The organism is Antarctobacter aquimaris, from assembly GCF_900184945.1.
In the GTDB taxonomy this organism is placed as follows: Bacteria; Pseudomonadota; Alphaproteobacteria; order Rhodobacterales; family Rhodobacteraceae; genus Maliponia; species Maliponia aquimaris.
Window position 1 is genome coordinate 227,892 of the sequence record NZ_FXYF01000005.1, and the last position, 13,041, is coordinate 240,932.

Genomic DNA, 13,041 nt, shown 5'->3' on the forward strand with positions numbered 1-13,041 from the left:
CCCTCGGCAGTCCTGGGAACGTGCTTAGGCAAGAGGGCCGCCGCTTGCAAGCGCGAGAGGTGTCGCGCCCGGCCCGAGCGGCGGGAAAACCCGGCGCTCAGTCGGCACGGGGGGTCGCGTGACGGGCAAAGAACCAGTCGACGGTGTCCAGCGCCACCTGCCGCTCGGCGTCGCGCTCCTTGTACATCTCGTGAAAGGCGCCGTTGATCGCCACGAACTCGCAGACATAGTCGCCGCGCGCCTTGAGGCTGGCGGCGTTCAGACGGTCGCAGAAACGGGTGTGCCGCGACAGGTCCGCCGGCACGTCGCGCCATTGCGCATAGGGCTGGTAGGCGCGCAGGTCGCGCGTGCCGCTGACCAGCATGACCGGCACGTCCACCATCCGCGCCAGGTTCTCGGCGCGGCGCATCTCGCGGACAAAGCGCACGGATTCCCGCGTCCAGTTCGTCGTCGATCCGCCGACCTGCGGCCCGACCCAGTTTTCCCCGGCGTAGTCCGCCGCGCGGATCGGGCCCCAATCAAAGGTGTCCCACATGTAGGTGCGCAGGTCGTAGCGCGCGCGGCTCTGGGTCATCATCGGCTCTTCGCCATCCTCGAAGCTGCGGCTGTCGGGCTGGTAGTCGCCAAAGGTGCGCGGCGCGGCGTAGCCGTCGCAACGCGTGTCGTCCCACAGCCAGGCCACGTCGCAGCGCCACCAGGATTGCAGCGCCACCCCGGTTTCCGAATAGATCCGCAGGTTCAGCCAGCTGTTCTGCTTGTCGGTGAAGCTGATGTAGTTCACATGGATCATCGCGCTGACCAGGGCGGCGGCGCGGAACGGGTTGTCAGGTCCCATCTGCTGGAAATAGCCGATCGCGATCGCCCCACCCATCGAGTTGGACGTCAAGTACAAGGGCGCGTCCGGCGCGCCCAGCGCGGCCATGTCCGCCTGCACCGCGTCGACAAAGGCGGCAAAATCGGTGACGTAATCGTCGAAATCCTCGATATGGCTCTTGTCGGTGTCGGGCAGCAGCCGAGGCGACATCCCCTGCCCGCGATGATCCACGACGTAGACCGGGCCAAAGTCGCGCGCGATGAAGTCGATCGCCGTCTCGGCGTACTCATAGGACGGCTCGCTGCGGCCGGGCGCGATCACCAGCGCCCCGCGCGCGCCCGGTTCACAGCCGAAACGGCTGTAGCGCAGCCGGTAGCCATCCTGCGGCACGGCGATCACCCGGCGCTCCCAGCCGGGCAGGTCCCCGGCCTCGGCGCAATCGGCGTCGCGGGCCAGGTAGGCGGTGATCCGGTCCAGCACGGTCGTTTCGTCCAGCGCCTGGACCGGGCCGCCCGGCAACATGGCCAGCAGGACGCAGAGCGCCGCCAGTATCCCCCGCAGACCCATGCGCGCCGCCCTTCCCTGCCGTGGCCGTCACGGCAAAGGATCGGACGACCGGTGCGCCCAGGTCAAGCGGCTTGGCGCCGGGGCCCTCAGCCGCCCTGTTTCAGCAGGCGCTGCTTCTGGCGGTTCCAGTCGCGCTTGGCCTCGGATTCGCGCTTGTCGTGGATCTTCTTGCCCTTGGCGATGCCGATCTTCAGCTTCACCTTGCCCTTGTGGTTGAAGTACATCACCAGCGGCACCAGCGTCATGCCCTCGCGCTGGGTGGCGTTCCACAGGCGGGCCAGCTCGCGCTTCGACGCCAGCAACTTGCGCCGCCGCCGCTCCTCGTGGCCGAACATGGCGCGGTCGTAGGGCGCGATGTAGCCGTTCACCAGCCACAGCTCGCCGTCCTTCACCTCGGCATAGCTTTCGGCGATGTTCGAGGTGTTCTCGCGCAGCGACTTCACCTCGGACCCGGTCAGGATGATCCCGCATTCGAGATCGTCCTCGATGGCGTAGTCAAAGCGCGCGCGCCGGTTGTCGGCGATCACCTTGTAGTTCGGGTTGCTGTCGGGTTTCTTGGCCATGGTGCGCCTAGATAGTCACTGCATCGCGCCCTGTCCATGTCTTGCGCACCTGTCGCCGCCAGATCGGCGGCGGGCGATTTTGCCGCTCGCGACCCTTGACAATCGCGCCTCGGCACAGTGCCTCTAGGGCAATCGCCCAAGGAAAGGCAGGCCCAGGATGCACCGCTACACCCGCGACATGATCGGCCACGGCCCCGACCGCCCCGACCCGCAGTGGCCCGGCGGCGCCCGCGTGGCCGTGCAATTCGTGCTGAACTACGAGGAAGGCGGCGAGAACTGCCTGCTGCACGGCGATGGCGCCTCCGAAGGCTTTCTGTCGGACATCCCCGGCGCCGCGCCCTGGCCGGGCGAGCGGCACTGGAACATGGAATCGATCTACGAATACGGCGCGCGGGCCGGGTTCTGGCGGCTGCACCGGCTGTTCACCGGCGCGGGCGTGCCGCTGACGATCTACGGCGTCGCCACGGCGCTGGCGCGCTCTCCCGAACAGGTCGAGGCGATGTCGGATGCCGGCTGGGAAATCGCCAGCCACGGGCTGAAATGGATCGAACACCGCAACATGCCCGAGGACGAGGAGCGCGCCCAGATCCAGGAGGCGATCCGCCTGCACACCGAGGTGACGGGCACGCCGCCGCGCGGCTGGTACACCGGGCGCTGCTCGATGAACACCCTGCGTCTGGTGGCCGAAACCGGGCAGATGGCCTATGTGTCGGACACCTACGACGATGACCTGCCCTACTGGCGCGACTTCGGCGGCAGGCCGCAGCTGATCATCCCCTACACGCTGGAAGCCAACGACATGCGCTTTGCCGGGGCGCCCGGCTGGGTCACCGGGCAGGACTTTGGCCAGTACCTCTGCGACGCCTTCGACACGCTCTACGCCGAAGGGCAGGAGGGCCGGCCGGCGATGATGAGCGTCGGATTGCACTGCCGCCTGGTCGGCCGCCCGGGCAAGATCGCCGGGCTGAAGCGCTTTCTCGACCATATCGCCGGACATGAAGGCGTCTGGACCCCCACGCGGTTGCAGATCGCCGAACACTGGGCCGCCACCCATCCGCCCGTGACGGCCGAGCGCCCGTCAAGCATGGACCGCGAGACCTTTGTCACCCGCTTTGGCGGCATCTACGAACACAGCGCCTGGGTGGCCGAGCGCGCGTTTGACCTGGAGTTGGGTCCGGCGCACGACCGTCCCGCCGGGCTGGCCAATGCGCTGGCCCGCGCCTTTCGCCGCGCCACGCCGGCCGAACGCCTGGAGGTGCTCAAGGCCCACCCCGACCTTGCCGGCAAGCTCGCCGCCGCGCGCCGCCTGACGACCGAGTCGACCGCCGAACAGGCCAGCGCCGGCCTCGACGCCCTGACCGACGCCGAGCGCACCCGCTTTACCGAACTGAACGACGCCTACACCGCCAAACACGGCTTTCCCTTCATCATCGCCGTGCGCGACCATGACAAACACGGCATCCTCGCCGCCTTCGAACGGCGCCTCTGCAACGACAGCGAAACCGAATTCACCGAGGCCTGCCGCCAGGTGGAACGCATCGCGCGCCTGCGCCTCGAAGCCGCTCTCTGACCCCGTGTTTCTTCTCTCTCCAAATACCTCCGGGGGAGTCGCGCGCCGCGCGACGGGGGCAGCGCCCCCCTCCCCCGCCAAACAGGACAGACCATGCCGCAGATCATCGCCCAACCGCTGACCCAGGCCGCCTTTGCCCCCTTCGGCGAGGTGCTCGACACCCAGGGTGCCCCCGACCGGATCATCAACGCCGGCAAATGCGGCCGTTACCATGACCGCGCGCGGCTGGACTTCGGCCCCGGCGGGCGGGCGGGCATCAGCCTGTTCGACGCCGAACCGCGCGCCCTGCCCTACCTGCTCGACATGGTCGAACGCCACCCCGAGGGCAGCCAGGCCTTTCTGCCGATGCACCGCAACCCCTGGCTGGTGATCGTCGCCGAGGCGGGCGACATCCCCGGGCCGGTGCATGCCTTCCTCGCCGCGCCCGGCCAAGGGGTGAACCTGCATCGCGGCACCTGGCACGGAGTGCTGACGCCGCTGGCCGCGCCCGGCCTCTTTGCCGTGGTGGACCGCATCGGCGACACCGCGAACCTGACGGAACACATGCTGGACACCCCGCTGACGATCGTCGCGCCCGACACCCCCTGACGAAAAAGGGGCCCCCGACGGGGACCCCTTCCTGCCGCAATGCCTGGACGCATCGCGGTCTTCCCCGCCGGGGCGGGGACTGCTCGGGCGGGAATCAGCGGTAGCGGTAGCAGGTGTTGGTGCGGCGGTCCCAATGGGCATTGCCGCAGGGGTTGCGGTTCCATTGCTTCTGCCGCCACGGCTTGTGATGCTGCTGGCGGTATTGCTTGTGGTGCATCACCCGGCCCCGGTAGTTGTGGTGCTCGATGGCCTGGCCAAGGATGTAGAGACCGACGGCGGCGCCGAGGAAGCGCTTGAATTCCCTGTCATGGCCCGCCTGTGCGGGCGCGGCCGTGGACAGCGTGGCAATCAGGGCGCCGGCGGCAAGAACGGCAGTGATGAATCGTGCAGACATAAGGTGGATCCTCTCTGAATTGACCTCCGGGTCACAGCCGTCCCGCGCGGGGCGGCAGGGGTTCAGCCTGGTCCCGCCCCGCCCTGCGGCGCAATATCAAGCCCCGGTTATCCGATAACCGCCCTGCCAGCCCTTTACGGTTATTGAATTTCCCGGACGCAGGGCGCAGGTTGGCGGCATGCGTTCACAGGTCATCATCATCATGTCCCGGACACTCGCCCGCCTTCTTGGCCCGCTGCTGCTGGTGCTTGCGTTGGCCTTGCCCGGGGCCGCCGCCGCCGACTGCTACGTCTCCTACAAGGCCAAGCAGGACCAGCCGCTGCGCCTGCATTACGGCGTGCTGGTGATCGGCGGCAGTTGCCCCTCCGGCGGGCAGGCCGCCAACATCGCCGCAAGCCGCCTTGCATCCGGCGGCTGGACCCTCTTGAATGTGGTCAGGATGTCGACCAGTCCGCCCTCCAGTTCAGAACGAGCGAATGCCGGCCAATTCTATCTCCGTTACTGACAGCCGCCGCTCCGGCACGCGCATCGTCGCGGCCGGAATCGCCGCCATCGTCGCCATCCTCGCGCTGGCCGGCGGTCTGCTGATGCTGACCCTGCCCGACGCCAACGCCTTCAACGCGCGGGTCGAGCGGATCTTTGTCGAGAACGACAACCTGACCAGCCAGGCCGAGGTCAAGCTGCTGGAGATCCTCGCGCAGTCCGGCACCGCCTTTTCCGACACGCTGGCCAGTTACCGGGTGGTGATCTTTGTCCTGCTGGTCTTTGCCACCGCGCTGCTGGTGGCGGCGCTGGTCTTCCTGGTGCTGCTGATCTCGCTCAACCGGCGCATGGCGCAGGTGGAACGCTCGGGCATCCAGGTCAGCTCGCTGATCATCTCGCGCGAGGAAAACACCGTCTATCTCAACACCATGGGCTTCAAGCTGACCGAGGCGATGATGGAGACGCTGGCCGTTCTGGCCGAGGCGCGGCTGGACGACGAGATGCTGACCGGCGCACAGATCGAGGCGGTGATCTCGGGCCGCTCGGAGGCGGATTGCGACGAGGCCGCAGGTGCTACCCGGATCAAGCGGCTGCGCGACGGGCTGGGCAACCAGATCGTCAGCGAGCTGCTGGTCAAGAACATCGCCCGGCGCGGTTACATGCTGGCCATCGACAAGGGCGTGATCGAGGTGGTCTGAGCGAGACTCCCAAGAGCCGCCCCTTACCCTTCCCTGACAAAGGTCAGGTAATGCGGCACCCGGCCCTCGCGCAGCGCCTTCTGTTCGTAGCGGGTCGAGGTCCAGTCGTCCCAGGGCCTGCGCCAGTCGGCGGGGCGCTCGGCGGTCCAGCGGAACCCGGCCTTGGGCACTTCGACCAGCGTCTGGCGAACGTAGTCCGGGATGTCGGTCGCCACGCGGAACTCGGCCCCCGGCCGCATCGCGCGCGCCAGCGGCGCCAGGTGCTCGGGCGTCACGAAGCGCCGCTTGTGGTGCTTCTTCTTGGGCCATGGGTCCGGATACAGCAGAAAGGCCTTGTCGATCGACCCCTCCGGCAGCACGTCGAACAGGTTGCGCACGTCGCCCGGGTAGACCCGGAGGTTCTGCACCCCGGCCTCGCGGATCTTGCCCAGCAGCATGGCCACGACGTTGATGAAGGCCTCGGCCCCGATGATCCCGACCCCCGGGTACAGCGCCGCCTGGTGCACCATGTGTTCGCCGCCGCCAAAGCCGATCTCCAGCCAGACCGGCGCGTCGCCGAACAGCGCGTCCAGGTCCAGCGGTTGCCGCGTCGGGTTGACCTCCCAGTCGACCGGGCCGGGCGACAGGTGGTCCAGATCCTCCTGCAGGTACTCTTCCTGCTTCGGGCGCAGGGTCTTGCCCCGCACGCGGCCGTAGAAATTGCGCCACGGCGCGTCGGGATGCTTGTTCGAACTGGTCATGGCGGCGAGGCTTTAGCGCCTCCCGCCTATTCGTGCAAGACGCCCGCCGCCAGCAGCTCGGCCCGCGAGGGGAACCAGATGGTGCTGCGCATCCGTTTCGTCTCGATCGCGAAAGCGGGATCGACCCCGCGGGAGATCATGTAGGTCATTTCCTTGTGGATTTCGCTCTGGGTGTCCTCATAGACCCAGGACGCGAAATCGAAGGGCGTCTCCCAGCCCTCGTCCTGCCGCCAGGAATCGTAATAGGTGCGCATCGCTTCCGCCGACCAGCTGCGCTGGTGAAAGCCCAGCTTGCCGCCGCGCTCCAGCGTCCGCCGGGCCCCAGCGAGAAAGACCGTCACGCAGGACGAACTGCATTCGCCGGTCACCCGCGTGTCCAGCTCGAAGTCCATGACCAGGCGGGCCATCTCCTGCCCGGCCCAGACGCCGCCACCGACCGAATTGAGCCACAGCTCGGTGATGCCGTCGTTGACGCGCAACAGCGCCAGCAACTCGTCGACGTCCTCGGACTCGATCTCGGTGTTCTTGGGATCGCGCGCCGCCTCGCCGTCGTAGAACAGCGTGCTGCCCTCGATGCGGAACTTGCCGCTGGCCTCCTGCTGCTGGCTTTCGGCCATGGCAAGGACCGGCACCAGGCAGATCAGAACGGTACGGCACAGCAGCATGGGGGTCCTCACATCGCAACGAGTCACTGCGGCGCATCAAACCCCGCGCCCGCCCGGGGGGCAAGCCCGATGCGCCCCGCTCAGGGCGCGATCAGGATGCTGCCCAGCACCTCCAGCCCGTCGCCCCCGCGGCGCACCACCAGCGCCTCGCCCGACCGCGTGCCGCGCCCGGTCAGCGCGCTGATGTTGACCTGGTGGGTAACGACGATCAGCCGTTCGTCCCGCCGCGCCTCCAGCACCATCCGCGCCTCGGCGGTGCGGGCCTCGCGGTCGCTGAACTCGGCAAAGAACGAGTCGAAGGCCGGCACCACCTCCACCGGGCCGAGGTCCAGCAGCTCGGCGGTCTCAAGGCAGCGGCACCACTGGCTGGTCAGCACCACGTCAAAGACGATGCCCTGCGCGCGGAACGCCGCCCCGATGGCCCGCGCCTGCGCCCGGCCTGCATCGTCCAGATTGCGTTGCGTGGCGCAATCGCCCAGCACAAAACCCGCCGGATCGCCGGTGCCCGGCGCCTGCGCGTGCCGCATCAGGACAAAGGCGCCGGGTTGCCCCAGCGCCTCCCAGTCGTTCGCGGCCGCGATCCCCCCCGGCCAGAGCAGCCCAAGGACCAGCAGCAGCGCCCGGATCACAGCCGGTCGTCCAGGAACGCCAGCAGCCCTTCCCAGCTGCCCTGGTCGGCGGTCAGGTCATAGTCGTTCGAGCCGTAGACGGTAAAGCTGTGCCGCGCCCCGCCAAAGACCTGTGCGCCGTGCTGCACGCCCGCCGCCTGCAACTGGTCCAGCAGCGACGCCAGGTCCGCCATGCCGGACACCGGGTCCGCGCTGCCATGGAACAGCATGACCGGCGCGCTGGTGGCGCTGTAGTCCTGCCCCTCGGGCGTGCCCAGCCCGCCGTGGAAGCTGACAAAGCCGTCCAGCTCGGCGCCCGCGCGCGCCGCCTCCAGCACCGCCGCCCCGCCAAAGCAATAGCCCATCATCACCACGCCCTCGGTCGCGCCGGGGATGTTGACCGCCTCCATGATCGAGCCCATCAGCCGGGCGCGGAACTCGTCGCGGTCTCCATACAGCGCGCCGGACAAAGCGCGGTTCTCGTCCACCGTGGTCGGGTTCACGTCGGCGCCGTAGACGTCGATGGCAAAGGCGGTGTAGCCCAGCGCGGCCAGCATCTCGGCGCGGCGCTCCTCGTACTCGGTCATGCCGTCCCAATCGTGCACGATCAGCACTGTGCCCTTGGGGGTGATGGCGGTGTTGGTGGCGACATACCCTTCATAGGTGCGGTCGCCCACGGTGTACTGGTGATAGCCGGCCTGAATCTCGGCCTGGGCGGCGCCCGCCACCAGCACGGCGGCGGCGAAAAAGCTGCGGATCATGTCGGTGTCTCCTGTCTGGTGTCTCCCTCGCAAGAGGATAGCCCGTCCGCGCAAAAGAAAAGGCGCCCCCCGCGGGGAGCGCCCTTTGTGCTTCTTCTCTGGAAAAATACACCCGGGGGTGAGACCCGGACGCAGTCCGGGGCGAGGGGGCAGCGCCCCCGGCCTTCAGATTTCCTTCTTCAGCGCCTCGGCCAGGTCGGTCTTTTCCCAGGAAAAGCCGCCGTCCGCCTCGGGCGCGCGGCCAAAGTGCCCGTAGGCCGCGGTGCGCTGGTAGATCGGCTTGTTCAGGTCCAGGTGCGTGCGGATGCCGCGCGGGGTCAGGTCCATGGCCCGGGGAATGGCCCGCTCGATCGCCTGCACGTCCACCTTCTCGGTGCCGTAGGTGTCGACGTAGATCGACAGCGGCTTGGCCACGCCGATGGCATAGGATAGCTGGACCGAGCATTTGTCGGCCAGGCCCGCCGCGACCACGTTCTTGGCCACATAGCGCGCGGCATAGGCGGCGGAACGGTCCACCTTGGTCGGATCCTTGCCCGAGAAGGCGCCGCCGCCGTGCGGCGCGGCACCGCCGTAGGTGTCGACGATGATCTTGCGCCCGGTCAGGCCCGCGTCGCCGTCCGGTCCGCCGATCACGAAGGTGCCGGTGGGGTTCACCCACCATTCGGTTTCCTCGGTGATCCAGCCCTGCGGCAGCACGTCGCGGATGTAGGGTTCGACGATGGCGCGGATGTCGTCGCTGGACTGGTCCTCGCTCTCGTGCTGGGTGGACAGCACGATCGAGGTCACGCCCACCGGCTTGCCGTCCTCGTAGCGGACCGACAGCTGCGACTTGGCGTCGGGGCGCAGCGACGGCTCCTTGCCGGACTTGCGCACCTCGGCCAGCCGCCGCAGGATCGCGTGCGAATACTGGATCGGCGCCGGCATCAGCTCGGGCGTCTCGTTGGTGGCGTAACCGAACATGATGCCCTGGTCGCCCGCGCCGTCCTTGTCGACGCCCTGCGCGATGTGGGCGGACTGTTCGTGCAGGAAGTTCAGCACGTGGCAGGTGTTCCAGTGGAACTTTTCCTGCTCGTAGCCGATGTCCTTGATGCAGTCGCGGGCGATCTGGCCGATCCGGCCCATGTAGTCCTTCAGCCGCTCCTGGTTCGACAGGCCAACCTCGCCGCCGATCACGACCAGGCCGGAGGTGGCAAAGGTCTCGCAGGCCACCCGGGCGTTGGACTCCTCGGTCAGCAGCGCATCCAGCACGGCGTCCGAAATACGGTCGCACAGCTTGTCGGGATGCCCCTCCGAGACCGACTCGGAGGTGAAGATGTAGTTCTGTCGTGACATGAGTGTGGTGCTCCAATGATGACGCCGTCACGCCAGGAAGCCGTTGTGACGGGTTTTGATGTCCGCCTGCGGGTAATCCCCGTTGCGGTCGCGGTCAATCGGATTCTGGGCGCGCCGGGCGGCGGCGTGCCTGCAACAGTGTCGCAACGGCCAGCAACAGGGCGATCGTGACGGGCCAGTCGCCGGTCCGGCTGTAGAGCGTGCGGCGCAGCGGCGGCGGCAGGGGTGCGTCGACGTGGCCCGCCACGCCCAGCGGCAGTTGCGCCAGGATCCGCCCCGCCCCGTCGATCACCGCCGACACGCCGGTATTGGCGGCGCGCAGCATCGGCAGCCCCTGCTCGATGGCGCGGATGCGCGCCTGTGCCAGGTGCTGGAACGGCCCGGAAAAGGTGCCGAACCAGGCGTCGTTGGTGATCTGCACCAGCATGTCGGGACGCAGCGGTGCGCCGTTCACGTCCTGCGGAAACACCGCCTCGTAACAGATCAGCGGCAGCGCCACGCCCAGCGCGCCCAGCGAAATGACCTGGGGGCCGGGTCCGGGGCTGTAGCCACCCTCGGCCCGCGCGGCGAGGCCGGCGATGTTCCAGCGGGCGAAGAACTCTGCCGCCGGCATGTATTCCCCGAACGGCACGAGGTGATGCTTGTCATAGAGACCGCCGACCGCGCCATCCGGCGCGATCACCACCAATGAGTTGTAATAGCCGCCCTGGTCGGCGCGCTGCACGCCGACGATCACCTGCGCCGGTCCGGCCAGTTCGTCCACCGTCTCAAGGAAGGGGCCGGCGCGGTGCAGCAGGTCGGGAATGCTGGTCTCGGGCCAGACGATCAGCGCGGGCGCCTCAAGGCCCTCGGCCGCGGGGGCGGCGGTGGCCTCCAGCTTGCGCTTGGTAAAGACCGGGATCATCGCCGGGTCCCATTTCTGGTGCTGCGGCTCGTTCGGCTGGACCAGCCGCACCACCGGGCGCCCGGCCAGGTCCTGCGGCGGCGGGGTCAACAGCAGCCCGCCGCCCGCCAGCAGCGCCAGCAGGACTGCCGCGGCCAGCCCGGCACGGCGGCGCGCCGGACCGGGGCGCAGCGCCACGGCGATCAGCGCGGCGCTGCCCAGCGTGGCCAGCGTCAACCCATGCGGGCCGATCACGCTGACCCACTGGATCACCGAAACCGGCGCCCAGACATAGGCCACCAGCGCCCAGGGAAAGCCGGTCAGCAGGTAGGCGCGGGCCAGTTCCACGACGCTCCAGCCCACGACCAGCACCGCCGCGCGGTGCCGCCCGGCCCGGCCGGCCAGCGCAAAGGCCAGCGCCCAGAAGATCGCCAGCCCGCCGGCCAGACCGATCAGCCCGAACGGCGCCATCCAACCCGTCGCCGCGGCATCCACCATGAACGGCTCGACGATCCAGTTCATGGAAAAGCCGAAGTAGCCCAGGCCGACGGTCCAGCCCGTCAGGCCCAGCCGCGTCCCGCGCGGCGCAGCCAGCGCCAGCCAGAGCGCCGCGACATAGCCCGGAAAGGCAAGATACCACAGGTCGTAGGGGGCCTGTCCCAGCCCGATGACCACACCCGCCGCCAGGGCCAGCGGCAGGCGCAGCCAGGCCGGCAGCCCCTGCGACGGGGACCGCGCGGGCGCGGCCGCCGCGTTGTCAGGCACGGCCCGCGTCCGAGTGTTGCGACTCGGGCTCATGCACCGGGGTTGCGGGAGTCGGGGCCGAGGCCGTGGCGCCATTCGGCGCGGCGGCCGGCGTGGCCGGGGCGGGTGCGGGTGCGGGTGCGGGTGCGGGTGCGGGTGCGGGCAGCGCTGCCGTCTCGGTCCGCCGGGCGTCGGGCAGGCGCACGCGCAGCCGCTTGATCCGGCGCGGGTCTGCGTCGACCACCTCGAAATCCAGGCCCGCCGGGTGCTGCACCACCTCGCCCCGCGCAGGGACGCGGCCCGCCAGCATGAAGACAAGGCCGCCCAGCGTGTCGATCTCTTCGCCGTCGATGTCGTCGTGGTCGGTCAGCTGAAAGCCAAGCTCGGACTCGAAGTCCACCAGCGGGGTCTTGGACTGCGCCAGGTAGCAGCCGCTCTTTTCGCGGGTCCAGTACTGGTCCTCGTCGGTGTCGTGCTCGTCCTCGATCTCGCCGATGACCTGTTCGATCAGGTCCTCGATCGTCACCAGCCCGTCGACGCCGCCGTATTCGTCGATCACCAGCGCCATGTGCCGCCGTTCGCTCTGCATCTTCTGCAACAGCACGCCGATCGGCATCGACGGCGGCACGAACAGCAGCGGCCGCAGCATCTTTTTCAGGTTGAAGCGTCCGCCGCTGGAGTCAAACCCGTGTTGCAGGGCGAAATCCTTGAGGTGCGCCATGCCCACGGGCGTGTCGAGCGTGCCTTCGAACACCGGCAGGCGGGTCATGCCGCTTTGCCGGAAGATCTTGACGAGGTCGTCGCGGGTGATCGTGCTGGGGACGGCGATGATCTCGGCCTTGGGGATGGCCACGTCCTCGACGCGCATGCGCCGCAGGTTCATCATGCCGTGCACGGCCTTGGCCGGCGCGGCGGAGGAATTCGCCGGTGTGGTGGTCCCGCCCTGCCCCGATCCGCCGATCCAGCCGAACAATGTCTTCAACAAGCCCTTGCGGGGCTTCGTTCCGGTCATCTGTCCCGTCCCATGCGCGCTGTGCGCCGCCTTAGACGAGTCTTCGCTATCGCCCATCAATCCGTTCCAGTCATGCCCCTTCAGGGCCGGTGTCGTCATCATCATATGGGTTTGGCAGGCCGAGTTTTCCAAGTATTTCGACCTCAAGCCCCTCCATGAGCGTGGCATCTGCGTCACGGATATGGTCATATCCCAGCAGATGTAACACCCCGTGAACGATCAGATGTGTGACATGGTGTGCCATGTCCTTGCCCTGATCGGCGGCTTCCCGCGCACAGGTCTCCCAGGCCAGGGCGATGTCGCCCAGGTGGTGGGGGTCGTCCGCGTCCTCCGGCTCGGGCGGCAAGGGGCTGTCGCCCTCGGTTTCGGCGGACAGGTCCTCGGACGGCCAGCTGAGCACGTTGGTCGGCGTGGGCTTGCCGCGAAAATCGGTGTTGAGCGCGGCGATGCGGGTGTCGTCGCAGCCCAGCACCGCGATCTCGTAAGCAGACGTATCGAGCGAGAGACGCCTCAGCGTGGCCAGCGCCGCGGACTCCGCCAGCGGCCCAAGCGCCAGCGCGCCCCAGCGGTCGTCTTCGAGGATGGTGTCGGTCAGCATCTCCGGCCAGGTCCCGGACCT

14 protein-coding genes, 1 pseudogene and 1 riboswitch are annotated in these 13,041 nt (G+C 68.5%); of the genes and pseudogenes, 4 read left to right on the forward strand and 11 right to left on the reverse strand.

Going from position 1 to position 13,041, the window contains the following annotated elements; translation table 11 throughout:
- Nucleotides 1-97 precede the first annotated feature (97 nt).
- Both MAA8898_RS11210 and smpB read right to left on the reverse strand, forming a co-directional pair.
- The gene (locus tag MAA8898_RS11210; RefSeq protein ID WP_094021101.1) at nt 98-1,381 is read right to left on the reverse strand and encodes an alpha/beta fold hydrolase; all 1,284 of its coding nucleotides are present in this window, start codon (nt 1,379-1,381) and stop codon (nt 98-100) included.
- An 86-nt stretch (nt 1,382-1,467) separates the two neighbouring features.
- Nucleotides 1,468-1,944: an SsrA-binding protein SmpB gene (gene smpB / locus MAA8898_RS11215; RefSeq protein WP_094021102.1), complete on the reverse strand. Its 477-nt coding sequence runs from the start codon at nt 1,942-1,944 to the stop codon at nt 1,468-1,470.
- A gap of 157 nt (nt 1,945-2,101) precedes the next feature.
- Between smpB and puuE the strand changes: the two genes are divergently transcribed.
- Nucleotides 2,102-3,514: an allantoinase PuuE gene (gene puuE / locus MAA8898_RS11220; RefSeq protein ID WP_094021103.1), complete on the forward strand. Its 1,413-nt coding sequence runs from the start codon at nt 2,102-2,104 to the stop codon at nt 3,512-3,514.
- A gap of 93 nt (nt 3,515-3,607) precedes the next feature.
- The gene (locus tag MAA8898_RS11225) at nt 3,608-4,102 is read left to right on the forward strand and encodes an ureidoglycolate lyase (protein WP_094021104.1); all 495 of its coding nucleotides are present in this window, start codon (nt 3,608-3,610) and stop codon (nt 4,100-4,102) included.
- Between the two features lie 94 nt (nt 4,103-4,196).
- On the opposite strand, the gene MAA8898_RS11230 is transcribed toward MAA8898_RS11225, so the two are convergent.
- Nucleotides 4,197-4,496, reverse strand: a complete 300-nt coding sequence (locus MAA8898_RS11230; RefSeq protein ID WP_094021105.1) for a hypothetical protein — start codon at nt 4,494-4,496, stop codon at nt 4,197-4,199.
- Between the two features lie 178 nt (nt 4,497-4,674).
- On the opposite strand from MAA8898_RS11230, the gene MAA8898_RS11235 reads away from it, so the two are divergent.
- Both MAA8898_RS11235 and MAA8898_RS11240 read left to right on the forward strand, forming a co-directional pair.
- Complete coding sequence (locus tag MAA8898_RS11235) at nt 4,675-5,001, forward strand: hypothetical protein (protein ID WP_245853365.1); 327 nt, start codon at nt 4,675-4,677, stop codon at nt 4,999-5,001.
- A complete protein-coding gene (locus MAA8898_RS11240) occupies nt 4,973-5,677 on the forward strand; it encodes a winged helix-turn-helix domain-containing protein (protein ID WP_094021106.1) in 705 nt (234 codons plus the stop codon). The genes MAA8898_RS11235 and MAA8898_RS11240 overlap by 29 nt, the downstream gene beginning before the upstream one ends.
- Before the next feature lie 23 nt (nt 5,678-5,700).
- Here MAA8898_RS11240 and trmB read toward each other — a convergent pair whose 3' ends face one another.
- From trmB to ybeY, 8 genes and pseudogenes are all read right to left on the reverse strand, one after another.
- Nucleotides 5,701-6,417, reverse strand: a complete 717-nt coding sequence (trmB, locus tag MAA8898_RS11245) for a tRNA (guanine(46)-N(7))-methyltransferase TrmB (RefSeq protein WP_094021107.1) — start codon at nt 6,415-6,417, stop codon at nt 5,701-5,703.
- Between the two features lie 26 nt (nt 6,418-6,443).
- On the reverse strand, nt 6,444-7,082 hold the full coding sequence (locus MAA8898_RS11250) for a COG3904 family protein (protein WP_245853367.1): 639 nt from the start codon (nt 7,080-7,082) through the stop codon (nt 6,444-6,446).
- Nucleotides 7,083-7,162: 80 nt separating this feature from the next.
- On the reverse strand, nt 7,163-7,711 hold the full coding sequence (locus tag MAA8898_RS11255) for a histidine phosphatase family protein (RefSeq protein WP_245853368.1): 549 nt from the start codon (nt 7,709-7,711) through the stop codon (nt 7,163-7,165).
- A complete protein-coding gene (locus MAA8898_RS11260; protein ID WP_094021108.1) occupies nt 7,708-8,451 on the reverse strand; it encodes a dienelactone hydrolase family protein in 744 nt (247 codons plus the stop codon). The genes MAA8898_RS11255 and MAA8898_RS11260 overlap by 4 nt, the downstream gene beginning before the upstream one ends.
- 165 nt (nt 8,452-8,616) lie before the next feature.
- Entirely contained in the window at nt 8,617-9,783 is a 1,167-nt protein-coding gene (metK, locus tag MAA8898_RS11265; protein ID WP_094021109.1) for a methionine adenosyltransferase, read from the reverse strand.
- 8 nt (nt 9,784-9,791) lie between these two features.
- Nucleotides 9,792-9,838, reverse strand: a riboswitch (SAM-SAH riboswitch).
- 39 nt (nt 9,839-9,877) lie between these two features.
- Complete coding sequence (lnt, locus tag MAA8898_RS11270) at nt 9,878-11,431, reverse strand: apolipoprotein N-acyltransferase (RefSeq protein ID WP_245853369.1); 1,554 nt, start codon at nt 11,429-11,431, stop codon at nt 9,878-9,880.
- A 166-nt stretch (nt 11,432-11,597) separates the two neighbouring features.
- Nucleotides 11,598-12,296, reverse strand: a pseudogene (locus MAA8898_RS11275) (hemolysin family protein); the annotation flags it as partial.
- 196 nt (nt 12,297-12,492) lie between these two features.
- Entirely contained in the window at nt 12,493-13,020 is a 528-nt protein-coding gene (gene ybeY, locus MAA8898_RS11280; RefSeq protein ID WP_094021112.1) for an rRNA maturation RNase YbeY, read from the reverse strand.
- Nucleotides 13,021-13,041 lie beyond the last annotated feature (21 nt).